The 26,238-nt window shown below is 33.2% G+C and carries 21 protein-coding genes; 16 read left to right on the forward strand and 5 right to left on the reverse strand.

The window, feature by feature from the left end:
- Nucleotides 1–504 precede the first annotated feature (504 nt).
- The 4 genes from B6D18_RS07550 to B6D18_RS07565 all read left to right on the forward strand — a co-directional run bounded on the left by B6D18_RS07550 (nt 505) and on the right by B6D18_RS07565 (nt 9,385).
- The gene (locus B6D18_RS07550; RefSeq protein WP_086363893.1) at nt 505–4,221 is read left to right on the forward strand and encodes a DUF4132 domain-containing protein; all 3,717 of its coding nucleotides are present in this window, start codon (nt 505–507) and stop codon (nt 4,219–4,221) included.
- A 284-nt stretch (nt 4,222–4,505) separates the two neighbouring features.
- Nucleotides 4,506–8,243, forward strand: a complete 3,738-nt coding sequence (locus B6D18_RS07555; RefSeq protein ID WP_158092541.1) for a DUF4132 domain-containing protein — start codon at nt 4,506–4,508, stop codon at nt 8,241–8,243.
- A complete protein-coding gene (locus B6D18_RS07560) occupies nt 8,237–8,527 on the forward strand; it encodes a hypothetical protein (RefSeq protein ID WP_086363895.1) in 291 nt (96 codons plus the stop codon). Before B6D18_RS07555 ends, B6D18_RS07560 begins: the two co-directional genes overlap by 7 nt.
- A 402-nt stretch (nt 8,528–8,929) precedes the next feature.
- Nucleotides 8,930–9,385, forward strand: coding sequence for a hypothetical protein (locus B6D18_RS07565; RefSeq protein WP_086363896.1), 456 nt, complete (start codon nt 8,930–8,932; stop codon nt 9,383–9,385).
- Between the two features lie 10 nt (nt 9,386–9,395).
- Here B6D18_RS07565 and yccS read toward each other — a convergent pair whose 3' ends face one another.
- Nucleotides 9,396–11,540, reverse strand: coding sequence for a YccS family putative transporter (gene yccS, locus B6D18_RS07570; protein WP_086363897.1), 2,145 nt, complete (start codon nt 11,538–11,540; stop codon nt 9,396–9,398).
- A 290-nt stretch (nt 11,541–11,830) separates the two neighbouring features.
- Between yccS and B6D18_RS07575 the strand changes: the two genes are divergently transcribed.
- Genes B6D18_RS07575 through hisM form a run of 3 tightly spaced genes read left to right on the forward strand, consistent with a single transcriptional unit; the run spans nt 11,831 to nt 14,041 of the window.
- Nucleotides 11,831–12,619 (forward strand): lysine/arginine/ornithine ABC transporter substrate-binding protein, encoded by a 789-nt coding sequence (locus B6D18_RS07575; RefSeq protein ID WP_086363898.1) that lies wholly within the window; start codon nt 11,831–11,833, stop codon nt 12,617–12,619.
- A 3-nt stretch (nt 12,620–12,622) separates the two neighbouring features.
- Entirely contained in the window at nt 12,623–13,306 is a 684-nt protein-coding gene (locus tag B6D18_RS07580; RefSeq protein ID WP_086363899.1) for an ABC transporter permease, read from the forward strand.
- Nucleotides 13,307–13,318: 12 nt separating this feature from the next.
- Nucleotides 13,319–14,041 carry a histidine ABC transporter permease HisM gene (gene hisM, locus B6D18_RS07585; protein ID WP_086363900.1) on the forward strand — a complete coding sequence of 241 codons (723 nt, stop codon included), beginning with the start codon at nt 13,319–13,321 and terminating at the stop codon, nt 14,039–14,041.
- Between the two features lie 48 nt (nt 14,042–14,089).
- Here hisM and B6D18_RS07590 read toward each other — a convergent pair whose 3' ends face one another.
- A complete protein-coding gene (locus B6D18_RS07590; protein WP_086363901.1) occupies nt 14,090–14,464 on the reverse strand; it encodes a hypothetical protein in 375 nt (124 codons plus the stop codon).
- Between the two features lie 50 nt (nt 14,465–14,514).
- Nucleotides 14,515–15,141, reverse strand: a complete 627-nt coding sequence (gene lexA / locus B6D18_RS07595; RefSeq protein ID WP_086363902.1) for a transcriptional repressor LexA — start codon at nt 15,139–15,141, stop codon at nt 14,515–14,517.
- Nucleotides 15,142–15,464: 323 nt separating this feature from the next.
- Here lexA and coaE point away from each other — a divergent pair, with 323 nt between their 5' ends.
- The 4 genes from coaE to tsaD are packed head-to-tail and all read left to right on the forward strand — an operon-like array spanning nt 15,465 to nt 18,071.
- Nucleotides 15,465–16,079 (forward strand): dephospho-CoA kinase, encoded by a 615-nt coding sequence (coaE, locus tag B6D18_RS07600; RefSeq protein ID WP_086363903.1) that lies wholly within the window; start codon nt 15,465–15,467, stop codon nt 16,077–16,079.
- On the forward strand, nt 16,072–16,809 hold the full coding sequence (gene zapD, locus B6D18_RS07605) for a cell division protein ZapD (RefSeq protein ID WP_158092542.1): 738 nt from the start codon (nt 16,072–16,074) through the stop codon (nt 16,807–16,809). The genes coaE and zapD overlap by 8 nt, the downstream gene beginning before the upstream one ends.
- A 24-nt stretch (nt 16,810–16,833) precedes the next feature.
- Entirely contained in the window at nt 16,834–17,052 is a 219-nt protein-coding gene (gene yacG, locus B6D18_RS07610) for a DNA gyrase inhibitor YacG (RefSeq protein WP_086363905.1), read from the forward strand.
- Nucleotides 17,052–18,071 (forward strand): tRNA (adenosine(37)-N6)-threonylcarbamoyltransferase complex transferase subunit TsaD, encoded by a 1,020-nt coding sequence (tsaD, locus tag B6D18_RS07615; RefSeq protein ID WP_086363906.1) that lies wholly within the window; start codon nt 17,052–17,054, stop codon nt 18,069–18,071. The genes yacG and tsaD overlap by 1 nt, the downstream gene beginning before the upstream one ends.
- An 82-nt stretch (nt 18,072–18,153) precedes the next feature.
- Here tsaD and B6D18_RS07620 read toward each other — a convergent pair whose 3' ends face one another.
- Nucleotides 18,154–18,507, reverse strand: a complete 354-nt coding sequence (locus tag B6D18_RS07620) for a DUF4282 domain-containing protein (RefSeq protein WP_086363907.1) — start codon at nt 18,505–18,507, stop codon at nt 18,154–18,156.
- Between the two features lie 125 nt (nt 18,508–18,632).
- Between B6D18_RS07620 and ycaO the strand changes: the two genes are divergently transcribed.
- Together ycaO and B6D18_RS07630 are read left to right on the forward strand one after the other, a co-directional pair.
- Nucleotides 18,633–20,396: a 30S ribosomal protein S12 methylthiotransferase accessory factor YcaO gene (gene ycaO, locus B6D18_RS07625; protein WP_086363908.1), complete on the forward strand. Its 1,764-nt coding sequence runs from the start codon at nt 18,633–18,635 to the stop codon at nt 20,394–20,396.
- Between the two features lie 363 nt (nt 20,397–20,759).
- Nucleotides 20,760–21,716 (forward strand): carbohydrate kinase family protein, encoded by a 957-nt coding sequence (locus B6D18_RS07630; protein ID WP_158092543.1) that lies wholly within the window; start codon nt 20,760–20,762, stop codon nt 21,714–21,716.
- 472 nt (nt 21,717–22,188) lie between these two features.
- On the opposite strand, the gene B6D18_RS07635 is transcribed toward B6D18_RS07630, so the two are convergent.
- Nucleotides 22,189–23,019 (reverse strand): shikimate 5-dehydrogenase, encoded by an 831-nt coding sequence (locus B6D18_RS07635; protein WP_086363910.1) that lies wholly within the window; start codon nt 23,017–23,019, stop codon nt 22,189–22,191.
- A gap of 72 nt (nt 23,020–23,091) precedes the next feature.
- Here B6D18_RS07635 and B6D18_RS07640 point away from each other — a divergent pair, with 72 nt between their 5' ends.
- The 3 genes from B6D18_RS07640 to feoB all read left to right on the forward strand — a co-directional run bounded on the left by B6D18_RS07640 (nt 23,092) and on the right by feoB (nt 26,233).
- Entirely contained in the window at nt 23,092–23,433 is a 342-nt protein-coding gene (locus B6D18_RS07640; RefSeq protein ID WP_086363911.1) for a nitrous oxide-stimulated promoter family protein, read from the forward strand.
- A gap of 236 nt (nt 23,434–23,669) precedes the next feature.
- Complete coding sequence (locus B6D18_RS07645) at nt 23,670–23,909, forward strand: FeoA family protein (RefSeq protein ID WP_086363912.1); 240 nt, start codon at nt 23,670–23,672, stop codon at nt 23,907–23,909.
- A complete protein-coding gene (gene feoB, locus B6D18_RS07650) occupies nt 23,906–26,233 on the forward strand; it encodes a Fe(2+) transporter permease subunit FeoB (protein WP_086363913.1) in 2,328 nt (775 codons plus the stop codon). Before B6D18_RS07645 ends, feoB begins: the two co-directional genes overlap by 4 nt.
- The last annotated feature ends 5 nt before the right edge of the window (nt 26,234–26,238 follow it).

Consider the following 26,238-nt stretch of genomic DNA (forward strand, 5'->3'; position numbering starts at 1 on the left):
AAATATTACCAATCAAGTATTAAATATATTTTTTAATTCTAACGAATATATAGAACAACTAAGAGCTTGGATTAAACGTTAGTCGCTTAATTGATTGCTTTTTATTCTGATAAAAAATGATTTGGAAAAAACAGTCTTTTTAGTTCAAAATTAAATCAGTAATTATTAATCAAATTAATAATAGTTTAAAATTATTGTGGTCACTGTTTTGTTGTGAATAGTATATTTTAAGGAAAGAATGAACCATAAATGAAAAATAAATTTATTAAATAAAACTAAAGATAATAAGAAATATAAAATTCTAGCTCGTAACCATTTTTCGATAATTCCCAATTAGCTTATTAAGCATTTAAAAAATTATGTGTATTGATTTAGATAGTTTTATGTTTATTTGAATAGCAAAAATTAAGATAATTAACGAATAACTGTTACAGCAAACTATGTAAACTATGCGGTTGTAAAGGTATGCCAACGATTTGATCTTTAAATAGAGAATAACGGAATATGCAAAAAACAGAACAATTATCAATAAGCTCAAATGTATCTAAACAGTTAATTACCACTATCGTTAACCCATTAAGTGAACTGGACAAATCTTTACCAGAACGGGTCACACAATATATCTTGCATGGTGATGAAATTGATGTGTTGGCCGATTTTGAGGAACTATGTCAAAAGTCAGCTAATGTAGATAAAATTCATGCATTATTGCGAGCACCAGCTGCCTTTTATAGTTCATATAATTATCAAAAGATTCATCCGTTGCAAAAAGCACGCATTAATTTTTATAAGCTTTGGACGGATGCCTATACACCAGAACAAATCATTCGATTTGCCCGATTTTCTGCTATTTTATTTGATCATTTAAGTCATATTAAACGCATAAGCGAACAAATTCCTTCTTGGCTTATGTATTTGCTATATGATGGACTGATTACTACTTTACCCTCTTATAGCGAAAACAAAGATAAGATTGAGGGACGTGAAAATTGGTCAATCCAACAATTACACCAATTTCTTGAAATTGAACAGACAGAATTAGGTGAAAAGTTACTGTTCGCGATTTTTGACCGTCAAAATATTTTTGAAAGTTATTTGCCTGATTTTCAATATTTCACTCAGTTAAATGGATTATTAACTTATATTCAAGAACGCATTGAATTATTTAAGCAACTCCCCTCACTCGGTTTAGCGCCTTTAGGACAAATAGAACAACTTAATTACATTTACCGATATCCAGAACTTCAGTTGCAACTAGTTGATTTTATTGCCATGCAGGCGTTAAATACTTGTAAACAGGTGAGTAAATTAGCCACAGAAATACTACTTAACTTACCAGAGGAGCTTGTTCAACCTCAATTACAACACTTTTTAACTTCAAGCTCTGCTAAGGAGCGTGCTAATGCAACTATATTACTCTCCCGAATCATTTCTGAACCGACAATTTTACAGCAAGCTTTAGCTAATGAGACTAATAAAACAGTTATTGCTACCCTTGAAAATGCTTTATCGAGAATAGAAACGGCCAATGCCGCCAAACAGCAAGCTGAGTTAGTTATTCCTAGTTTTGAACCACTTGTTGACACGCCATTGCCGATAACTGCTCGAGATGTTATACAGCAAAATTTTGATGAGTTCCTTACTGAACGTAAAACATTGATGGAAGATGAGCTAGAGGTAAGCAAAAAAAATAAAAGATCATTTACCTATCATCAAGACCGTTATAAACCGTTACAAACGGTGACATCAAAGTCGCTGGATAATATCTTTGAATATTTGAATGGTAAAATCGAACGCTCAGTATTATTGCAAGAATTTGATAAGAATGTTGATTTTGACTTTTTAGTTACTAAAAATCGACTTGTAAATTTACCTGAATTTACTTTATTTCACTTACTGCGAATCAATGAATTACTTAAAGGTTCCGATGGGTATTATTGTTTTGAATATATATACAATCGTTATGATATTGTCAAAAACTTCGATCTAAGACAGATAGCGGATGTCATAGTAAAACTCAATTTCTATCCAGAGGTTGAATATGAAATTGCTTTACAGTTTTTAAGCAGTGATTTTTATCATGATATTTATGAAAATGAACCATACAAATTATGGGCTTTTTTTGCTGAAAATGATTTTTTAATTGATCAGGCATTAGGTTTCGCTCCTCCACAAGTCCTTAATCGTTTAGATAAAGTTTGTGTCATAAAAATATTACAACTCTTTCCAACGATTCCAACGAAATATGTTGCTTACCTATTTGAATTAGCTTTAGGTGAAAGTAAGCCGGTACGTTATGCTGCGCAAAACGCCTTAAAGCGGATCCCCAATATACATAATCAAGTTGAACAAGCTTTATCCTCTTCAAAATTCGAGGTGCGTATTGCCGCAGCTAATTGGTTGGGCGAGTTAGGACAAAAAAGCTCGATTAAAGCGCTAAATGTTGCGCTAAAAAAAGAGAAACGCGAAACAGTCCAAGCAGCAATATTGGTGGCGCTGGAAAAAATTGGTGAAGATATTAGTCAGCGTTTAACCCCGAAAAAGTTATTGGATGATGCCCAAAAAGGTTTAAAAAGTAAAAAAACGGCTGATTTTGAATGGTTTGATTTTAACTTAATACCAAAGTTAACTTGGCAAAATGGTGATAAAGTTGATTCACAGATTATTGAGTGGTGGATCTGTTTAGCGGTCAAATTAAAAGATCCGGCTAATCCGCTATTAACTATTTATAATCAATTATTAAGCATCCAAAGTCAGCGACAATTAGGCGAATTTATTTTACAAAGTTTCATTAAACAAGATACGCTAAATCCATCACTGGAAGAAGCAGAAGGCAAAGCCGATTTAGAAGCTAATATGCGATTGCGACAATATATTGCAGATTATAAACGTTATCCGGATCTTTATCCTCACTATAAAAATATTACTTATGAGCAGGTTTTTGACGAAATCAAAAAAGAGACATTAGCAACCTATCTTGGCTCAGCCATTAAAGCAAAAGGAATGTTAGCTTTAACTTGTGGTATTGAAGGTCAGGTTGCTGTGTCACTCTTAAGTAGTTTTATGAAAAATCATTACCAACGTCGAGCTCAAATTGAAGCAATGCTTGACCCACTGGCAAACAGTAATGATCCTATGATCATTCAACTATTATTATCATTAGCGCGTCGTTATCGTATGGCATCCATTCAAGAAAAAGCCAGACACTTAGTAGAAAGCATTGCCCACCGCTTAAGCTGGACTACTGATGAACTGGCTGATCGCACCATATCGACAGCAGGGTTAGATGATAATGGCTTGTTAATTCTTGATTACGGTGAGCGTACCTTTATTGCTAGTTTAGATGATAAATTTAAGTGGCAATTAAAAAATGCTGATGGAGAAAAGATCAAAGCATTACCTGAAGCACGTAAAAGCGAAAATCTTGAACTAGTCAAAGAAGCAAAAAAACAGTTCAGCAACAGTAAAAAAGAACTAAATCAATTACTCACTATGCAAATAAGCCGTTTTTACGAAGCCATGTGTGCCGAGCGTCAATGGCGAGTGGACGATTGGCAAAAATATCTGCAACCCCATCCAATTGTAGGACGATTGATTCAACGTTTAGTGTGGTTGCAATTAGACAATAATGGTCAGATTGTAAATAGTTTTAGACCAACTGAGAATGGCTGTTTAATAACGAATCAAGATGAAGAAATCTTACTTGATCAAAATCACTTTATTACCGTAGCCCATTCAGCGTTACTATCAAGTGATGATACAGCAAAATGGCAAGCGCATCTTAAAGATTACAAAGTAAACCCATTATTTGAGCAGTTTAGTGCTCTATTACCCGATATGAACAAATTTAAAGATGGTATTATTGATGACCGTTTAGGCTGGTTAACGGATAGTTTTACCTTACGTGATGTTTTAAAGAAATTAGGTTACGAGCGTGATAATGCTGAAGATGGCGGATATTTTTATGGTTACTATAAATACTTTGACAGTTTAAATCTTAATATCAATATTGAATTTAGTGGCAGCATGCTACCTGAAGAAAATATCCCAGCAGTACTCTATAACCTTTATTTCAGCAATAAAAAAGGTTTCAAAGATAGCGCAATCGCGCTTGATAAACTGCCAAAAGTGTTATTAGCCGAAGGTTACGCTAATTATATGGCTGTTGCAAATGCTAGTAGTGGTTTTGATCCTAATTGGCAAGATAAATTAATATGGTAAAAAGAGACCAGAACCTGCGAAACAGAGCATTCTTGATTGCTTTTGCGGTTATGTGGTTATCGAGATAAAGATATGGATGGATTGTCGTTAAATGCAGTAATACATATATATCATTATAGTTATTCACGGTGCATTATTTTACAACATAATTTGTATTTATTTGCATCATTTAATGTTTATTGATATGACAAAATTCAATTGGAACAATTAGCGAATAAATATAATGCACAATACTGTTGCAAAGGTCTGCCAAAGTTTTGATGTTTTATGTGAGAACAAGGAATATGAAAAAAATAGAACAATTATCACCTGAACAATTAATTAAGACTATTTTTGAACCATTAAGCGTACAGGATCAAAGCTTACCATCCCGTATTAGCCAATATATTTTACAAGGTGATGAACTAGAGGTGTTGGGCGATTTTGATAAATTATGTCAAACTTCTAAAACAGCTTATAAAATCTATGAATATATGCGCAGGCCTTGTGAACTTTATAGCGTTGCTACTTTTAGTAAAACTCATGAAGCAGAACAAGCTCGTCTTGAGTTTTATCGCCGTTGGACTGGAACTTTTTCGCCAGAACAAATAATTCGCTTTGCTCGCGTCTTTGCGACCTTATGTGACCATTTACCTTTCGTTAAAGTGTCTAGTGAGAAATTACCAACATGGTTCATCTATCTGTTATATGATGGACTTATTACCACGTTACCAACTTATTATGAAAACGAAGAAAAAATTGATCAACGTGAAAGTTGGACAATTCAGCAATTACATCAATTACTTGAAATTGAACAAATAGGTTTAGGCGAAAACTTACTGTTTGCAATCTTTGATCGGCAAAATATTAGCGTTCTATCTCATAGCCACTTCAAATACTTTTTTATGATAAATGGTTTATTGCCCTATATTCAGAAGCATATAACATTATTTAAGCAACTACCGACTCAAGGGTTAGCGATCTTAGGGCAAATAGATCAGTTAAAATATATTCAAAAGCATATGGAACTTCAATTGCCTTTGGCTGATTTTATTACCATGCAGGCATTAAATACTAATAAGCAGATCAATCAATTAGCTACTGAAATTCTGTTTAGCTTACCAAGTGATATTATTCAAATTCAGTTACAATCTTTTTTAACATCTGGTTCAGTTAAGCAACGTAGTAATGCGGCTGTCTTACTAACTAGAATTGTTGCTGATCCTATAATTTTAAAACAAGCATTGGCAGACGAAACCAATAAAACGGTAATTACTGCGATTGAAAGTGCTTTAACACGATTGGAAAGTGCCAATACGGTTAAACGACAATCTGATTTAGTTATTCCTGGTTTTGAACCTCTTATTGACACGCCATTGTCAATAAGTGCTCGTGATTTGTTACAGCAAAATTTTCAAGAATTTTTGATCGAGTGTAAAAAGGATGCACAAAAAGAGATTGAAAATAATCAAAAAAATGGTTTGCCGTGGGTTCATTTGCAAGAACGTTATCAATTATTGAAAAAAACTACCAGCAAAGATTTAGATAATATCTTTGAATATTTGAATGGTAAAATAGAACATTCAATATTAGTAAAAAAAATCAAAAAAAATATCGATTTTCGATTTTTGTTGAGAAAAAAAAGATTACAAAATTTACCTGAGTTTACTTTATTTCACTTACTTCGTGCGACTATATTAGTTGAAGGTCCTACTAATATGAATAGTGAATATTGTTTTCTAAATATATATAGAAAATATGATGTAATAAGAAATTTTGATCTTCGACAAATCGCCGATATCTTTGAAAAGTTAAACTACTATAAAGGTATTCAATCCATTAAACATATTCAACATATTATCGCAATACCATTTTTAACCAGTGATATTTTTCATGATGTTTATGAAACTGAACCATACAAATTATGGGCTTTTTTTGCTGAGAATGAATTTTTATTGGACGAAGTATTAGGATTTGCTCGCCAACAAAAATACTGGTTCGACTCTTATGTTGATAGAATCAATGCGATAAAAATATTAACCCTTTTTCCAATTATTCCAGTTAAATATGTAACTTACCTATTTGAATTAGCTTTAGATGAACCTAAACAAATTCGTCACGCTGCACAGGATGTGCTAAGCGCAATCCCAAATATACATAATCAAGTTGAACAAGCTTTATCATCGGCTAAACAAGAAGTTCGTCTTGCTGCTGCTGAATGGTTAGCAGAACTAGGCAATAAAAATTCCATTGAAGCCTTAATTGTAGCTTTGAAAAAAGAGAAGCGTGAAATAGTGCAAGCAGCAATATTAATCGCATTGGAAAAAATGGATGAAGACATTAGTCGATATTTAACCGCGAAACAATTATTGACTGCAGCTCAAAAAGGTTTGAAAGGCAAAAAGTCAGCTGATTTTGATTGGTTTGATTTTAACTTAATACCCACTTTGACTTGGCAAAATAGTGATAAAGTTGATCCTCAAATTACTGAGTGGTGGATCTGTTTAGCATTTAAATTAAAAGATCCTAGTCATCCGCTATTCATCACTTATACTCAATTATTAAGTAAACAAAGCCAACAACAATTAGGCGAATTTATTTTACAAAGCTTTATCCAACAAGATACCTTAATGCCAACGATCGAGGAAGCAGAAGCGCAAGCGAGTTCATTAGCTGATAAACGTCTACAACAATATATGAGAGCTTATCAACGTTATCCAAAGCACTATCCTCATTATAATAATATTACTTATGAACAAGTTTTTGACGAAATTAAAAATGAAATACTGGCCAATTATCTAGGTTCAGCCATTAAAGCCAAAGGGATACTATCTTTAACAAGCGGTATTAAAGGGCAGGTTGCTGTATCATTAATAACCCGTTTTATGAGAGAGCATTCTCAACGGCGAGCTCAGATCGAAGCGATACTAGAACCTATGGCGTACAGTAACGATCCTTTTATCATTCAACTGTTATTATCATTAGCACGTCGATATCGTACAGCTTCAATTCAAGACAAGGCCAGAAATTTAGTAGAACATATTGCTAAGCGTAGTGGTTGGAGTACTGATGAACTGGCTGATCGTACCATATCGACCGCAGGTTTAGATGATAATGGCTTGTTAATTCTTGATTATGGTGAGCATATTTTTATTGCTAGTTTGGATGATAAATTTAAATGGCAATTAAAAAATGCTGAGGGAGAAAAGCTTAAAGCATTACCTGAAGCACGTAACAGCGAAAATCCTGAACTTGTCAAAGAGGCAAAAAAACTGTTCAACAACAGTAAAAAAGAGTTTAGCCAATTACTGACTATGCAAAGTAGCCGTTTTTACGAAGCCATGTGTGCCCAGCGGCAATGGAGAATAGAAGATTGGCAAAAATATTTACAGCATCATCCAGTTGTAGGTCGATTAATTCAAGGTTTAGTTTGGTTACAATTAGATAAAAGTGGCCATATCGTTAATAGTTTTAGACCAACGGAAAATAGTCGTTTAGTGACTAATCAAAACGATGAAATCTTCGTTGATCAAAATCACATTATTACACTAGCCCATTCAGCATTAATGTCCAGTACGGATATTGCACAATGGCAAGTGTATTTTAAACATCACAAACTCAATCAGTTATTTGATCAGTTTAACCATCCATTACCTGACATTAGTAAAATTGACGACGGTATTATTAATGATCGACTAGGTTGGTTAACAGATAGTTTCACTATACGAGGTATTTTAACTAAATTAGGTTATAGACATGGTGATATCAAAGATGGAGGCAGTTTTTATGGTTATTATAAATATTTTGCCAATTATAAACTTTATATCAATATTGACTTTAGTGGTAGTATGCTACCAGAGGAAAATATTCCTGTCGTGCTGTATAACCTTTATTTCAGCAAAACACCAGGTTTTATAGAAAGTGCAATTGCACTAGATAATCTACCAAAAGTGTTATTAGCCGAAGGTTACGCTAATTATATGGCGGTAGCTGACGCATCGAATGGTTTTGATCCTAATTGGCAGGATAAATTAATATGGTAAAAAATAACCGAGAACTGATGGAACAGGTCATTCTTGATTGTTTTACTGGTTTACATGATTTAGAACCATCAATGCCTGAACGGATTTGTCATTATATATTATATGGCAAAGATCCCATGGTTCTTGATGATCTAAATAAATTAATAAAATCTAATACTTCTAATGAATATGATAAACAGGTTTATAGTTTACTAGGTTGTCCTAGTTTTGTTCTTCTTGCTTATTTTGATGACAGTAATAAACCACAGCAAAGCGTTCGAGAAAAAATTACAATACTAATGTGACACTCTTGGTTTAAATATTCTAAGCCACACTTTAAACAAACTAACGCAAAACCCACCAATCAAAATTAAGCATATTCTACAAACTGCTTATCTTTGTCATTTCATGAATGAAGACCACTATCAATTGCCAATTGTAATAATAGAAAATGAGGAATAAACTAAAATCAACTAACGCCAACTAATAAAATAATTACAACCCCAAAAAATAGTTTAGCTAATCATTTTGTTATTGAGTTTTTAATTAATAACATAGAAGGTAACTTTCTAAAATCATTCACAAATAATATTATGATGGCATAGACTCCTCAATATTTTTTACAAGTTGTCTGATTTAATAGTTATATTGAAGAAATTGCATTAATACAACGTTGTTTATTTCATTGCAAAAGATAACAACAGTTTATGATAAATTTTAATTTGCAATCATGGCAAGAGGAGATGAGTGGACTTACTTTTGAGTTTGCTTTACCTACTTTTAAAGATGAACGTAGAAGTAAAACGTCAAAATATTTAGCTGAAAGTGCATTTAGTTTTATTGAAGGTATATTTTTTAATCATCTACCTAACTATCAGAACTTTGGTCATTGGGGAACAACCGAAGTGAGTAATCAACAATGGTCTCATATCAGACCTGTATTGCAAACGTTGAATAATAAACTTGAACAAGCAGAGAATTTCTACGAGTTAAAAACCGATTTGTATGATTTTCAATTCATTTTCGATGAAGATTGGCGACAAGATATGGTCATAAAATTTGCCGAATACAAAGTTAACCTCTCTCAGATGATTAACCAGATTATTGAGTGGTTTGATAAAAATATACAAACATATAATGCTGTCTTTATTAATGGTATTTAAAACAATCCTATTAAGCAGTCTTATTATTCAATTCACAAATAAGAGAAATTATTTCAGGCAATATATCTAAGATTAAGGCTAATTGCTGCATAACCAGTAGATCATTATTGCTTTGGTCATCATTGGTTGATAGTGATTCAATATAATCAGCAACCACTTTTTTCAATGGTTGATATTCAGAATCGATTTTTTGGTCACTTAGCATAGTAATTATATAAACCGATATATCATCAAAAATTTCCAAAGTATGCGGTGAAATACTTTTATCGCGATGTGCTCCCAAAGTGGATAGATAACTGATTAAAGTGTGATTAAGGGTCAATAATCTAAAACCTTGGTCAATCACATCTTGTTTAACATGTGGCTCTTTAGTCATTAAGCTGATTAAGGAAGATAAATCTGCATTACTATCATGAGCCGCGCGTCGCGCGACACGGTATTTGGGATCATTAGTTTTACCGGAGACATATTGACTACCTATTACTGCTAAATAGTGGCTATCTTCGTGACAAACTCGATCAAGTAATTTAGGTAAATTTCTAAACTTCCAATCAGGCCAGATAAAACTTACCGCAAACCAAGCAATAAAACAGCCAATTAAGGTAGCTATAATGCGTGAAATAGCAACAGAGATACTGCTTTCACCGATTAAACTAAAACTGAAAAATACTAATAAGGTAATAAAGGCAGTGGCATAAGCATATTGTGAGTTTTTGAATAGGAAAAATAACCATCCAGTTATAATGATCAATACTAATTGCGCTTCAATACTAGGAAACAAGTAAGTTAAAGGAATACCGGCAATTATTCCTAAAATAGTACCAAAAACACGCAATTTTAAGCGATATTTCGTAGTTGAATAGTTTGGTTGGCAAACAAATAAGCTGGTTAAAATAATCCAATAACCATGTGAAAGGTTAGAAAAATAAATCACCATATATCCAACAAATAACACAATACTCATACGAATAGCATGTCGAAAGAGTGACGATTTGATGGTTAAGTTTTGCTTAATTCTGGCAAAAATATCATGAAAACGGGTGAGTTCTTCATCAATTAATTGGTTATCATCTTGGATTTTCGATAAATGTTGTTCTGTATCGATATGGGCTAATAATAAATCGATCGCTAGCAGATTTTGATATAAATTTTGTAAGGATTTGATGAGTAATAAATTAGCCTTATTTTGTTGTTGATATTCATCTATTGCTTCTTCAAGATAGGCAAAGTAGCGAGCAAATAATGGATCATGTTGGTAAGTTTGATTTAACTTAATTGACAGAGCCAATTTAGCACAGGCTTTAGCTTGTAAATTTAAGATTCTGGCAAAGCGAAATAAAAGATCACTATGTTTAAAATGTTGGCTTAACGCTTTATAATCGCCATGTGATGAACTGGCTCGTTCATGAATATCTTGAGCGACAAAATAGTAACTAAGCATCTTTCTAATATAGCCTTGTCCACGAAAACCTTTTAGTCGATTAAATAATGAACGTTTAGCATCATTGAATACATTAATAACCTGAGTATTACAGGTCGTTAGCTCAAGAGTTTGTCGCTTAAACCCATCTGTTTCATCAGGATCGAACATTGCTGCTTTTGCATCAAGATAAAAACTTAATTTTATAAAACAATTGGCTAAAGTTTGTTGTGTCGTGCGGATAGGTTGCACAATTGATTCAATTAGTGAAACAAGGTTATACCAAAGTGCACCTAACAATAAAAAACAAGGAAGAGTGTAATTATCAGCAAATAAATTATGTCCGAGCATGGTATAAGCTGCAATTAACAAGGAGCCAAAGGCAATAACACCATAACGTTGCCCCAATGAACCAAGCATAATAAATAGAAACGTTGAGCTAACTAAGCCAATAATAAACAATAGTGGATCATTGAATAGAAATTCGACCGAAAATGTCGCAATTGCAAAACAAATTAGTGTTAATAATATATTAATACAACGGCTTAATAACCGTGTATCGATCTCTGTCAATCCAGCTGCAACGACTCCCAATGTGAGTGGGATCACTAATGGTACTGAATCAAAGTACCATGGTACTAATGTAGATCCAGTCAAACTAACCAGCATACGAATACTAAACAGTAAATTACTGCTATAAAAAACTTTGCGTAAGGATAGGATAAATGAATGCACGTTGTTTAGTGTTTGAATTGAGTTGTCATAATAATAGTAAGGATACTATATTGTTATCTTTAGCGAAAGCAAATAAGTATGACGATAATAATTATTTAAATTAGTAGCTTACTGTTTTAACTATCTATCTTATTTAAAATAGAATTAACTTTATATTATCTATTAATTTAACTGGCTGTAATTATAATCACGGCATAAACAAATCAGACAGACTGATAATTTTTTTTTATTATAAATTAATTTAAGAAAACGTTATATTATGCCTTCAAAAATTATTGTGGAATGAAAACATGAATAACTTATTTAAAGTGGTATCGGCGTTAGCATTGCTAAGTTGTGCTTGCTTGAGTGATGCTAAATTACCAGAATCAATCAAAGTTGGTTCGGATACATCTTATGCTCCATTTGATTTTATAGATAAAAATGGTGAAATTACAGGTTTTAATATTGAAATTACCAAAGCACTTTGTGAAAAAGCTAATATTAAGTGTGAATTTCAATCGACTGATTTCGATGCATTAATTCCTTCTTTATTGTCACGTAAAATAGATATGATTTCATCATCATTAATGATGACTGAAAAACGCAAAAAACAAATTGCTTTCTCAGATGAAATTTTTCTTACCAATTCTCGATTAATTACTAAACAAGGTGCTAATTTATTACCAAATGTTGAGTCATTAAAAGGCAAAAGAGTAGGCGTTGAACAAGGTACTTCACAGGAACACTTTGTTAATGACAAATGGCGTCCAAATGGCGTTATCATTGTGCCATATCAAAATCAATTACAGGTATTCTCTGATTTAGTTGCAGGTCGTTTAGATGCCGCATTACAAGATGAAGTGACGGGAAGTTATGCATTTTTAAAACAACCACAAGGAAAAGATTTCGCTTTTGCCGGAGAAATATTAAGCGATAAAGGTTATTTTGATGTTGGTGTCGGTTTAGGATTCCGTAAAAAAGATGATGAACTGCGTGAAGCTTTCAATAAAGCATTAGTTGAAATTTTAAATGACGGTACCTATCAAAAAATAAATGACAAATATTTTGACTTTAACGTTTATAGTAATAAAAAATAGTTCATGCAAGGTTATCGTTCTCTAATATTACAAGGTACCTTGATCACTATTGAATTAGCGATTTTTTCGCTAATTCTTGCCATTATTATTGGCGTTATTTGTGCACTCGGTAAACTATCAAAAAGGTCAGTATTAAGACTAGCTTGTCAGGCTTATACATCATTGATTCGCGGTGTGCCTGATTTGGTTTTAATGATGTTGATCTTTTTTGGCCTTCAATTTTTATTAAATAATATTACCGATTTTTTTGATATAGATATGCTAGAAATTGATCCATTTGTGGCAGGCATCATTACGTTAGGTTTTATTTATGGTGCCTATTTTACTGAGACGTTTCGCGGTGCATTTCAAGCTGTTCCAAAAACATTAATTGACGCTGCAACTGCATTAGGTATGAATAAATGCCAAACCTTTATATATGTCAGGTTTCCATTAATGATGCGTTTTGCTTTACCTGGCATTGCTAATAATTGGTTAGTGATTTTAAAAGCAACAGCATTAGTATCATTATTGGGATTGTTTGACCTTGTCAAAGCAACCAAAACAGCTGGTGAAGCAACATATCAACCGCTATTTTTTGCACTTATAGCTGGCGCTTTTTATCTATTTTTCACCTCTATTTCAAATATTATTTTATGGTGGCTTGAAAAGCATTATTCCGCCGGTATCACTAAAGCTAAATTATAAACGAGCAATGTTATGTTAGAAATCCTTCAAGATTATTGGAAAGCACTATTATGGTCAGATGGCTATCATATTACTGGGTTAGCAATGACCTTGTGGATCTTGATTTTATCCGTATCTTTAGGTGGATTATTTGCATTAGTGTTAGCGGTTGGCCGTAATTCAAAATATTTTTTTATAAAATGGCCTATTTGGCTATTTACTTATGTTTTTCGTGGAACGCCATTATATGTACAGTTATTAATTATCTACACGGGTATATATACATTAAGTTTTGTTAATCAACATCAATCTTTAAATGACTTTTTCCAAAGTGGATTAAATTGTACAATTTTAGCCTTTGCTTTAAATACTTGTGCTTATACTACAGAGGTTTTTGCTGGTGCTATTCGCAACGTTCCTACTGGTGAAATTGAAGCAGCTACGGCACTTGGTTTTAACCGTTGCCAATTATATCGATACATTATTTTACCCAGAGCTTTCCGAATTGCATTACCAGCTTATAGTAATGAAGTCATTTTTATGTTGCATTCGACAGCTTTAGCTTTTACGGTAACGGTTCAAGATGTGATGAAAATCGCACGTGATATCTATGCCGAAACTTATCAACCGTTCCATGCTTTTGGTATTGCGGCGGTGATCTATTTATGTGTAAGTTTTGTTTTGATTTTTGGTTTTAGACAACTTGAAAAACATTACTTGTTTTATATGAATGTTACTAATTCAAAGACTTGTTAAAATAGTAACAGGCAATATTCAATATTGCCTGTAGATATTTGAATTAAACTAATTAATTAAATTATCAGCAGGAATTCCATTATCATTGCTGTCATGATCTTTTGAACCTGGTAATGCACGAGTACGATCAATAGGTAAATAACTACCATTTGTTGTTTCGATTTGACATTCACTCCAAAAGATTGAGTATTTGGTATTTGCATGCATACTTTCGCCACGGAAATAACAACGGGCTGCATTATATAAATCGCCCCGGCAAAGTATAGCAATTAATAGCCAAACACCAACAACGCTCCATGCGACCCATTTCAAATTACGCCATAAGAAAGACCAAAAACCTTTTTTACTGAAATGGCAATAAGCAAAAATTAATAGTATAACGCCAACAAATCCCAATGATTCATACAACCAAAATAGCCACATATGGTTAACTCCTAAGCAATAGTACTTAGTATTCTATACTATCTTTAAATTTACATCCATGAACCATTACGAATAATACCAACAGCAATTCCTTCAATCGCAAAACTTTGTTGTTCTAAGTCGACATCAATTGGATCAAACTCAGCATTTTCAGCTAATAATTTAACGTGACGACCTTTTTGCGATAATCTTTTAACAGTTACTTCATCATCAATTCGCGCGACAACAACTTGGCCATTTTTAACATTTTGCGTTTTGTGAACTGCTAATAAATCACCATCTAATATACCAATATCTTTCATCGACATACCCTCAACTCTTAATAAAAAATCGGCTTGAGGTTTAAATAAACTTGGCGATACTTGGTAATGGCTTTCGATATGTTCTTGCGCTAAGATTGGTGAGCCTGCAGCGACCTTACCAATTAGTGGTAAACCTTCAAATTCATTGCTATCATCAGGTTGTTCTAATAACAAACGAATTCCACGTGATGAACCGGCAATCATTTCGATAGCCCCTTTTTTAGCTAAAGCTTTAAGGTGTTCTTCAGCTGCATTAGCTGAACGAAAGCCTAATTTTTGAGCTATTTCTGCTCTAGTTGGTGGCATTCCGGTGGTTTGAATATTTTCTTTTATTAAATCATAAATTTGTTGTTGGCGTTCGGTTAATGGCCTCATGGCGAATTCCTGTTTTTATATACAGATACATGTGATTATATACAGCTAAAAAAACAAAACAACTGTTTTATCTATTTTTTTTATGAATAGTGGATAAAAGTGCCAATAAAAAGTTAGATTTTCGATATAAATCATATAATAGTATGGGAAAGTTTCATAAAACTATTTTACAAAATAATATTATGCTAAAAGCAATATATATTAGTAATAAAGTTATATATAACGTAAATTTAATGACTTAATTAGCCGTTTATTGCCATGTATTCTGTTGAATAGTTGTATGATATAATTATTCTAAAATGATTATTTGTTGGAAGTAATATATGTCTTATATTGTTGCACTTAGTGGAGGCATTGCCAGTGGTAAAAGTACCATTGCCAATCTATTTGCACAATTAGGTGTACCGATTATTGATGCGGATGTAATTGCTCGACAAGTGGTTGCTGTAGGATCATCTGCATTAACGCAAATTGTAAAACATTTTAGTCAAGAGATCTTGTTAGAAAATGGTGAGTTAGATCGAAGTCAATTAAGAGAAATTATTTTTAATAATGATCATGAACGGTTATGGTTAAACAATTTATTACATCCGATTATTGCACAAGAAACCCAACAGCAAATTGCAAAACAAACAGCACCATATATTATTTGGGTCGTACCATTATTAATTGAAAATAATCTACATCGATTAGCTGATCGGGTGTTAATAATTGATACTCCAGAGGCATTACAATTAGGGCGCCTAATTGATCGTGATAAAATCAGTGAATCATTAGCCAAGAGAATGATTGATTCACAAATTTCATTAAGCGATCGTTTGGCATTTGCTGATGATATTATTATTAATGACGGTAATTTGGCGTCATTAAAAATGCAAATAGATGATTTACATAAACAATATTTGCATAACTCTAAAGTTAAGAATAGCTATGAATAACATTGTTTTTGAACATCCATTAAATGAAAAAATGCGTACTTGGTTACGGCTTGAATTTTTACTTAATCAATTAAATACGCATCACCATTTTGAGCAAAATAATGCTTTATTGTTTTTTCATGCTTTATCTGAATTATTAGAAATTATTGAACGAAATGATGTCAAAGGGGATTTAATCAAAGAGATTGAATCGCAAAAACAAAGACTACTTTCTTGGATTGATATTGATGGTGTTGATAAAGAATTGCTTGGTAACATGATTAACAAATATGATCTTTTTTTGACTAAATTTAATTCGAGTTCACGTTTGGGACAATCATTAAAAGATGATCGATTTATCATGGCAATTCGTCAACGTTTGATGATTCCTGGTGGATGTTGTAGCTTTGATTTACCATCTTTCCATTTGTGGTTAAATCAACCACAAGAAAAACGTAATATGCAGGTTGATAACTGGTTACAGAATATTGCGATACTGGATGAAACGTTAAAAGCATGTTTACAGTTTATTAGGCAATTAGGTGAATTTAAAACTTTTACTTGTACCAATAATTTTTTTCAAGAAACTAATGGTGATGTTAATTTGATTCGAATTCGTGTTGCTTTCGAGAAAAATGTTTATCCACAAGTTTCTGGTCATATGTCTCGTTATAGTATTCGTTTTTTACCCCTTTATGGTGGCGATAATAGTAATATTGATGCAATTGAATTTGAACTTGCATGTTGTTAGCCCAATTAATTTAAGAGTGTTTAGATGAATAAAAATACAGTTACTATTGTAAAGTGTCCAACCTGTCAAAAAAATGTCGAATGGTCTGAAAAGAGTTTCTTTCGACCATTTTGTAGTAAACGCTGTCAATTAATTGACTTAGGCGATTGGGCAGCTGAGGAACATCGTATTGTGGATAAAGAGCTGAGTGAACAAGATCTTTGGAGTGAAGATGATCTTGCCGATTTAGTGAGTAAACATTAATGAAGATTTTAGGTATTGAAACATCGTGTGATGAAACTGGTATTGCCATTTATGATGACAAGCAAGGACTTATTGCTAATCAACTTTATTCACAAATTAAATTACACGCCGATTATGGCGGAGTTGTGCCTGAACTGGCTTCTCGAGATCACATTCGTAAAACGGTGCCATTGATACAAGCTGCGCTGCAAGAGGCTAATTTAAGTGCCAGTGATATTGATGGAGTGGCGTATACAGCAGGCCCTGGTTTGATTGGCGCTTTAATGGTTGGTGCCTCTATTGGACGATCACTGGCGTATGCTTGGGATGTACCAGCCGTTGCGGTTCATCATATGGAAGGCCACTTGTTAGCTCCTATGCTAGAAGATAACCCACCTGAGTTCCCCTTTGTGGCTTTATTAGTGTCAGGCGGACATACTCAGTTAATAAAAGTAACTGGAGTGGGCCAATATCAATTACTTGGTGAGTCAATTGATGATGCAGCAGGAGAAGCATTTGATAAAACTGCTAAATTGTTAGGGCTTGATTATCCCGGGGGAGCCAAATTATCGAGATTAGCTGAACTTGGTGATGCCACACGGTTCCGTTTTCCCCGACCGATGACTGATAGACCTGGCTTAGATTTTAGCTTTTCAGGACTTAAAACAGCCGCTGCAAATACCATCCATCAACAGAGCCAAGATCAGGAGCTTGACGAACAAACCAGAGCGGATATAGCCAAAGCTTTTGAAGATGCTTTAGTTGATACTTTGTTAATAAAGTCTCGTCGAGCTTTAGAGCAAACTGGTTTTAATCGTTTGGTTATTGCTGGTGGAGTGAGTGCTAATAAAACTTTACGTCGTCAACTTGCCAAACTTATGACTCAACGTAAAGGACAAGTTTATTATCCTCGATTAGAATTTTGTACTGATAATGGTGCGATGATAGCTTATGCCGGTATGATTCATCTTAAAGCATCACAATTTGCCGATCTAGCCATTGAAGTTAAACCGAGATGGCCATTAAATGCGAAAGAATAATCCCTAGTTTAAAGATTTATCAATAAAACATGGTAATATTTTTATAGTGGGGGGTTATTCCCCCACTTTTTTAGCGTAATATTTATTCATTATCGTCAGTTGATTTAGCCAATTCATTATCGTCAGTTGATTTAGTCAAAGCTAATTTTTCGATATTTCGGTTAATATTGAATAGAACGCAAATTAATTCATATCCGATACGGGTAAATATAGCACCGCCAACGATGGCTATAATGCCGCTTAGTATACCTAGTAGTGCTGAACCAAAACTATAACGTATTAATAAAGCGCTGGTGAATATAACGAATAGTCCTGAAATTGCTATAAAAACTAAACTTATCCAATATATTACAGTTAAAAATGCCGGAGTAAACATTTTGTCGAAAAAGAAAAAGTCTTTGAAAGATAGACCATCAGTATTTATAATTTTTTTCATTTTATTTCCTTAATTAAGTTTTACTTATTTAATTACTTTGACTTTGATCAAAAAACCGATACATTTAATAGCAAATAAATCCATAAATCAACGTTATTTTTAAAAAGGTTTTAAAAAAATTCAATATGAAAACATTTATTCCCGGTAAAGATGCAGCACTTGAAGATTCCATTAACTATTTTAGACAACAACTAGATAAATATGATTTGGCCGTTGAAGAGGCATCTTGGCTCAATCCAGTTCCTAATGTTTGGTCGGTACATATTCAAAATACAAAATGTCCACTATGCTTTGCTAATGGCAAGGGTGCCAGTAAAAAAGCGGCGTTAGCTTCTGCTTTAGGTGAATATTTTGAGAGACTTTCAACTAACTACTTTTTTTCTGACTTTTATTTAGGTGATAAAGTCGCTAATAGTGAATTTGTTCACTATCCATCGGAAAAATGGTTTGCAATTCCTGATGACAATCGTTTACCCAAAGGTTTATTATCACAAAAGTTACTGAATTTTTATGATCCTGATCAGGAATTAACGGCAACGGATCTCATTGATTTACAGTCTAGCAATGGTGAGCGAGGTATTTGTGCTTTGCCATTTGTTCAACAATCTGATGGCAAAACCATTTATGTACCAGTGAATTTAATTGCTAACTTATATGCATCAAATGGTATGTCAGCAGGCAATACCCCAAATGAGGCGCGAGTTCAAGCCTTATCTGAAATATTTGAACGTTATACTAAAAACAAAATTATTGCTGAAGCAATTAGCTTGCCAACAATACCTGAAACTGTAATTAATCGTTATCCAGCTGTATTAGCTGCTATTGAAACGCTTGAAAAGGAAGGTTTTCCGATTTACTGCTTTGATGCATCATTAGCTGGCGAATTTCCGGTAATTTGTGTTGTATTATTTAACCCTAAAAATGGTACCTGTTATGCTTCATTCGGCGCCCATCCTAATTTTGGCGTAGCGTTTGAACGAACGGTGACTGAACTACTACAAGGTCGAAGTCTTAACGATCTTGATGTATTTTCACCACCAAGTTTTGATAATGATGATGTTGCTGATTTAAGTAATTTAGAAACGCATTTTATTGATTCTAGTGGCTTAATTTCATGGGATCTTTTTAATAAAAAATCTGATTATGAATTTGTTGATTGGGATTTTTCTGGTACAACCGAGCAAGAGTTTGCCAACTTAATGGCGATTTTTGATCGTTACCAAATTGAAGTATTAATAATGGATTATCAGCATCTTGGGGTTTATGCTTGTCGGATTTTAGCTGTTGGTATGTCAGAAATTTATCCGCCAGAGGATCTGTTAATAGCAAATAACAATATGGCAATTCATCTTCGTGAGCTGATTTTGTCGCTTCCTTATCAAAAACATACTAACAAGCAATTACTAGCCATTATTGAGCAGTTTGATGAGGAAGGTTTAGATGATTTTGCTCGAGTCCGTGAATTACTAGGTATTGCAACAGGTAAAGATAATGCATGGTTAACTTTGAGAGTTGGCGAATTAAAGGCTATGTTGGCGTTAGCGGCGGGGGATTTACCTCAAGCTAAATCATGGATTGATTGGACTATTGAAATGAATGAATCAATCTTTAGTGCTGAACGTAATCATGCCTATCGTTGTTTACAAACCTTAGTTAATTTTATTATTGAACGTGGTGCGAACCAATTTAATGATTATCTACCTGCTTTTAATAGAATGTATGGCAATACTTGTGTAGCTGAAATGTGGTTGTATGCAACTGCGAAAAAGCAATTCTTTGGTTTAACTGATTTTGAACACTCAGTTTCAGAAACTAATAGTCTAATGGATAAATTTGCTATGCATCAAAAGCTTTTAGATGTATATCATAAGTTAAATCAAATTATGTAAAAATTATTATTATATATCATAGGTAAAAGTCAGTAAAAAATAGTTATTACTATGATTGTAATAGTTTTTTTTCAAAAAAAATTCATTTAATACTTATCAAATGGTATTAATTAGCATATTATGTAACCGATCTTTAATTGGAACAGTTAAGTGATCAAGTTGTCAAAGTTTAGATTTTCATATCCAAAAGATCTTTGTTGGCATTGTTGTATGATTTTGAAGCAATAAGATTACTTCCCTTATTGCTTTTTTTTTCTCTCTTATTTAGTAGTAATCAATAGCACAATTACGTTCAAAATCGCTAAGTTAATTTATTTTCAATATTTGTTTTTTTTAAATTACATAATTTATTAAGGATAAATGATGACAATACTTACCGTTGGTTTTGCTTGTTTAGATTTATTGTGTTTCACTTCACCTAGTTTGGAACAAAACGGTTCAATTACCTCAGATAATTTTGTTCGTTGTGGTGGTGGATCGTGTGCTAATACGGCATATTTATTAGCGCTATGGGGAGAAGATATTTATCATATTGGTCATCTCAATAATGATAATTATGGCAATCAAATTGAGACAGAACTTGCTAATATTGGCGTTAATACACGGCAATTTATCTTTTCAGAGAAAATGATCACGCCATTAGAAGCTATCACCGTAGATGAGAAAAATAATAGCTATACTATTATATCTCATCGTTTAATACAGCCTCCTAAATTGACAACAGCTGAAAAAAATAAATTAGCTCACTTTATACGGACCATTAGTGAAAATAAACACGAGATAGTTATGTTAGCTGATGGCTATGAGGCAGAATTGGGTGAGTACTTAATTGAACATTTGCCTAAAGTCAAAGTGATTATGAGTGTTGATAATCTATCAGCTAATAGTCTGTACTTAGCTCAACATGCTGATTATTTAATTGTAACAGAGCAATTTGCTAGTGCTTTTGTCAAATTAAAAACTTTCCATGATAGCGATAAGATCAAAAATGCATTGAAAAAATTACGCAATTTAACTAACGGTAAAATTATTATTCGTATGAATAATAAAGATTGCGTATATCTGGATCGTCAACAAGTTGTGATAATCCCGGGCTTTAATAAACAAACGGCTGATAACATCACTGAAAATGATATTTTCCAAGGGGCTTTTACTTATGGTATCAGCTATGGTTGGCCGTTAGCGAAAACGATATTGTTTGCCAATCTAGCTATAGCAGCAGTCAAAAAACAGAAAAGAGGGCGTAAAGCAATGCCTAACTTGGTTGATATTAATCAAGCAGGTAAAGATCTTATTAAAGATTTTAAATACTTTTTTTGAACCATCATTTAAATTATTAACCGTCAAAATTGTTAGATTTGAGCAAGTTTCCAAACGCTTAAACTTTTATCTATAACTTTTTCTAAAATTTTTAATTTTGTTGTTTTTGGGAGAGAATTTTAATTTTTTATGTTGTTTCTAGCCTTTGATCTAAATATGTTTAAATAAGGCCATTTTATCAATCACTATTATCATTCTGAAATATTTTCTAAAACGTCTTTTGTTTTCTCGTATAGACAAGTTTTGTCAAAATATTTGTCACAAGTTACTAACATAAAATGATTGGCTTATGGCGGCTTTTTTATCGTTTAGTTTTAACTCGTTAGTGGTTATTGTTCTAGACAAATTACAATTTTGTTAAACGTCCTTGTTTAACATGTTAACTTAATTCTATTATAAATTCTTTGTAATGTTCTTAACCTTCACATTCTGGTCATTTAAAAATCCATTTTAGAGTAATTTTATATTGTGATTAACCTTGTCTGGCGAATTCACCTGCTTGTTGGATCAATTCTTCGTTAGGGGTAACGCCAGTATATAAAATAAATTGCTCAACTGCTTGTAAAACGGCGACATCAGCACCAGAAATAATCGTTTTATTTAAGTTTTTGGCATATTTTATAAGTGGTGTTTCAACAGGTAAGGCAACAACATCGAAAACAATATCGGCATGATTAATTATTGTTTCACTAAATGCCAGTTGGTTCGCTTCGCTACCGCCTTGCATACCAATTGGCGTCACATTGATAATCAATTTTGCTTGTTCCGGTGTAATGTTAGATTCATCTTTTTGCCATTGGTAATGATAACGCTCAGCTAAAGCTTCCCCTTTTTGCTGATTTCTAGCACAGACTATGCCATGTTTAAAACCGGCATCGTAAAACGCTCCAATTACAGCATTGGCCATACCACCACTACCTTTTAAAACAAATGGTGTGTTATTACAGATATGATTAGCCTTAATTAATTTTTCCACAGCAATATAATCAGTGTTGTAGGCCTTCAAATAGTGATCGGTATTAACAATAGTATTAACCGCTTGAATTGATTGTACCGAAACATCTAATTCATCAATAAATTCAATGCACGCTTGTTTATAAGGCATTGAGATAGCACAACCACGAATTGATAATGCTTTAATTCCATTAATAGCATCTTTTAAATTATTGGTTGTAAAAGCTTTATATAGATAATTTAAATCTAATTTTTCATATAAAAAATTGTGAAAACGAGTACCAAAATTACTTGGTCTTGCTGAAAGTGACATACAAACAATAGTATCTTTATTGATAATTCTTGCCATTAACCAAAATCCTTGTGATCATAATAACTAATTCTGTATTCTATCATCTTTTTAACTAGCATATATTTGATTATGGTTGCAAACAATACTGGTCCGAAAATAACTCAAGAAAAAGTTACCGTAGAAGTGATGATACACCTATATTGTCACCAAAAACACCATACTCCTAAAAAACAACTATGTGCTGAATGTAGTGATCTCTTACAATACGCCATGCAACGCTTAACTATGTGCCGATTTGGTGAAAAGAAAACCACCTGCGAAAAATGTCCGAAACATTGTTATCGTAAAGATTACAAACAGAAGATTAAAGAAGTTATGCGTTATGCAGGGCCAAGAATGATGCTCCATCATCCAATCATGGCGGTTAAGCATTTGTATAAAAATTTAAAAACCATTTTGAAGGTATTTTAACAAAAGCATTTTTCACAATTAAAAAAAGTTGAGGAGATGGGGTTTTGGCGTATTTTTATCACTAATTTTATTTATTTCATCAACTCTTTATTCGTTTTTTCCTATCTATGCAATAATTTTCACTTATTTTGGATTTTTTTTGCAATTTGCTCGCAGTTAAACGCTAAAAATGCGAATGATTATCTTTTAAAATACTGTCATTTTTTAAAATACAACCTTATTTGATAGGAAGTATGATGTCTGCATTTACGCTTGATCGCCTTTCTCAAGGACGTGAAGTTGTTATTAAACGTCTGTTACCTGACTCTTTGCCTTTTCGCCAAAAGCTTTTAGCTATGGGAATGACACCCGGATGTAAGTTGACGGTGATGCAAATCGCTCCATTAGGTGATCCAATTGAAATTAATTTGCGTGGTTTTCTACTGTGTTTACGCCGTCATGAAGCTGCTGCAATTGAAGTTGAGGTAGTCGCATGAAAATTGCATTAGTTGGTAATCCCAATTGTGGCAAAACGACATTATTTAATTTGTTAACTGGTTCAAAACAGCGTGTAGGTAATTGGCCAGGGGTAACCGTTGAGCACAAATCTGGTTCGTTTGCTTATCAAAATAACCACTATGATATTGTTGATTTACCGGGAACTTACTCTGTTGAGTCAGATCCAATCGGTATTGCTCAAGATGAATTTATTACTCGGCAGTTTCTATTAGCTGATAACAATAGCTTAATAGTTAATGTTATTGATGCAACAAATTTACAACGTAGTTTATATTTAACATTTCAGTTAATTGATATGCAAGTACCTATGATAATTGTGCTTAATATGGTTGATGCACTTAAAGCTATGGGAGAAAGATTAAATATCGATAAATTAACCAAAGCGTTAGGTTGTCCGGTTATTGCGATTTCATCTACGAGAAAAACCGGATTATCAAAATTTTATCAGCAAATTGAAGCTAGCACATCGAATTTAAAGATTGCAATGCCAACCATTGATACGTTAAGTAGTGATGCACAAGCTGTATTTAACCGATATTTAGGCGAATTGCCTGCAACCAGCCGGATACAACAATTTAATCGTTGGCAGTTAATTGAAGCCTTGCTTAATGGGGAAAATCAATCTTTGGATTTTTTAGAAAACGAAAAGTTAGCTGCTTGTCGCTGTTTATTGTCTATCAATTTCGATAATCAGATTGACGTAGCACTTGCAAGTGCACGTTATGATACGATTGATACTGTTTGCAAGATGGTGATTGATAAGCCTAGAGAAGCCAATATTAATCTTACTGAAAAATTGGATAAATTAGCTTTAGGGCGTTTTACTGGTATTCCATTCTTTTTACTCACAATGTATAGCATGTTTTTTATTGCGATTAATTTTGGTTCAGTGTTTGTTGATTTTTTTGAAGGGATATTTAGTACCATTTTTGTTAATGGCTTTACTTATCTCTTAAATATGCTAGATACACCAACTTGGTTAACGGTTATTTTAGCTGATGGGGTTGGTAATGGCATCACCACGGTATCGACTTTTATACCGGTTATTACGGCGATGTTTTTTGTGCTATCTTTTTTGGAAGATTCAGGTTATTTAGCGCGAGCAGCGATGATTGTTGATCGTTTTATGCGATGTATTGGTTTACCCGGTAAAGCGTTTGTACCTATGTTAATGGGCTTTGGTTGTGGCGTACCAGCAATTATGGCAACAAGGACACTTGATAGCCCTCGTGATCGTATCTTATCAATTTGTTTAATTCCGTTTATGTCTTGCAGTGCTCGATTACCCATTTATGCCTTGTTTGCTGTGATATTTTTTCCTAATCATGCATCGATTATCGTGTTTATGTTGTATTTGCTAGGTATTTTGGTAGCGATGCTAACGGGATTTATATTAAAAAGTACTCTGTTACAAGGTAAATTAACGCCATTTATTATGGAAATGCCTGTTTATCGCATTCCGACATTACGAAGTATGTTGAGAATAACTTTTCAACGTTTGAAAAGCTTTGTTTTACGAGCAGGAAAAGCCATTGTCGTTATGGTAACCGTACTTAGCTTCTTTAATTCCTTAGGAACTGATGGTTCATTTGGGAATGAAAATTCAAATCACTCTGTGTTATCAGTTATGGGACAAAAAGTTACCCCTGTATTTTCACCTATGGGAATTGATAAGCAAAATTGGCCTGCGACAGTAGGTATTTTTACTGGGATATTTGCTAAAGAGTCAGTTGTGGCAACTTTAAATTCACTCTATTCAATGGATCATCAAACTGAACAACCGGAGCATTTTTCTTTTTATAATAGCATCAAGTCAGCGTTAGAAACCATTCCAGATCATTTTATTGATTTAACTAACGCAATTTTTGATCCGCTAGGTCTATCAAGTATTAATCAAGATGAAAACAGTCTACAAAATGAATTGTCTGTTGACTCGGCTACGGTATCGAAAATAAGTAGTTCATTTGTTACATCATCTTCAGCTATTGCTTATCTTATTTTTGTGTTGCTTTATACTCCTTGTGCGGCAGCATTAGGCACCATCTATCGTGAAACAGGGCTAAAATGGATGATATTTGTAGCTATTTGGACCTTTGTTATAGGTTGGTTGTCTGCGACTATTTATTACCAATTTAGTTTATTAGGTCAATCTTCATGTGCGCCTTATTGGTTGATAGCTATAGGAGGATTTATTACTTTCATGGTTATCGTTATGCGTAAACTTGGTCGTTTACCTTGCTTCAATCAATATTACTTACCAAAACCACGATCTCACAATAACCATTCAGCTTGTTGTGAATAAAATTA

Origin of the sequence: Gilliamella sp. A7 (assembly GCF_002142015.1) — a bacterium.
Taxonomy (GTDB): Bacteria; Pseudomonadota; Gammaproteobacteria; order Enterobacterales; family Orbaceae; genus Gilliamella; species Gilliamella apis_A.

Bases quoted from the DNA above. Each gene is read 5' to 3' on its own strand.
- B6D18_RS07550 (WP_086363893.1), top strand. From the start codon at position 505: ATGCAAAAAACAGAACAATTATCAATAAGCTCAAATGTATCTAAACAG.
- B6D18_RS07555 (WP_158092541.1), top strand. From the start codon at position 4,506: ATGAAAAAAATAGAACAATTATCACCTGAACAATTAATTAAGACTATT.
- B6D18_RS07560 (WP_086363895.1), top strand. From the start codon at position 8,237: ATGGTAAAAAATAACCGAGAACTGATGGAACAGGTCATTCTTGATTGT.
- B6D18_RS07565 (WP_086363896.1), top strand. From the start codon at position 8,930: ATGATAAATTTTAATTTGCAATCATGGCAAGAGGAGATGAGTGGACTT.
- B6D18_RS07575 (WP_086363898.1), top strand. From the start codon at position 11,831: ATGAATAACTTATTTAAAGTGGTATCGGCGTTAGCATTGCTAAGTTGT.
- B6D18_RS07580 (WP_086363899.1), top strand. From the start codon at position 12,623: ATGCAAGGTTATCGTTCTCTAATATTACAAGGTACCTTGATCACTATT.
- hisM (WP_086363900.1), top strand. From the start codon at position 13,319: ATGTTAGAAATCCTTCAAGATTATTGGAAAGCACTATTATGGTCAGAT.
- B6D18_RS07590 (WP_086363901.1), bottom strand. From the start codon at position 14,464: ATGTGGCTATTTTGGTTGTATGAATCATTGGGATTTGTTGGCGTTATA.
- lexA (WP_086363902.1), bottom strand. From the start codon at position 15,141: ATGAGGCCATTAACCGAACGCCAACAACAAATTTATGATTTAATAAAA.
- coaE (WP_086363903.1), top strand. From the start codon at position 15,465: ATGTCTTATATTGTTGCACTTAGTGGAGGCATTGCCAGTGGTAAAAGT.
- zapD (WP_158092542.1), top strand. From the start codon at position 16,072: ATGAATAACATTGTTTTTGAACATCCATTAAATGAAAAAATGCGTACT.
- yacG (WP_086363905.1), top strand. From the start codon at position 16,834: ATGAATAAAAATACAGTTACTATTGTAAAGTGTCCAACCTGTCAAAAA.
- tsaD (WP_086363906.1), top strand. From the start codon at position 17,052: ATGAAGATTTTAGGTATTGAAACATCGTGTGATGAAACTGGTATTGCC.
- B6D18_RS07620 (WP_086363907.1), bottom strand. From the start codon at position 18,507: ATGAAAAAAATTATAAATACTGATGGTCTATCTTTCAAAGACTTTTTC.
- ycaO (WP_086363908.1), top strand. From the start codon at position 18,633: ATGAAAACATTTATTCCCGGTAAAGATGCAGCACTTGAAGATTCCATT.
- B6D18_RS07630 (WP_158092543.1), top strand. From the start codon at position 20,760: ATGACAATACTTACCGTTGGTTTTGCTTGTTTAGATTTATTGTGTTTC.
- B6D18_RS07635 (WP_086363910.1), bottom strand. From the start codon at position 23,019: ATGGCAAGAATTATCAATAAAGATACTATTGTTTGTATGTCACTTTCA.
- B6D18_RS07640 (WP_086363911.1), top strand. From the start codon at position 23,092: ATGGTTGCAAACAATACTGGTCCGAAAATAACTCAAGAAAAAGTTACC.
- B6D18_RS07645 (WP_086363912.1), top strand. From the start codon at position 23,670: ATGTCTGCATTTACGCTTGATCGCCTTTCTCAAGGACGTGAAGTTGTT.
- feoB (WP_086363913.1), top strand. From the start codon at position 23,906: ATGAAAATTGCATTAGTTGGTAATCCCAATTGTGGCAAAACGACATTA.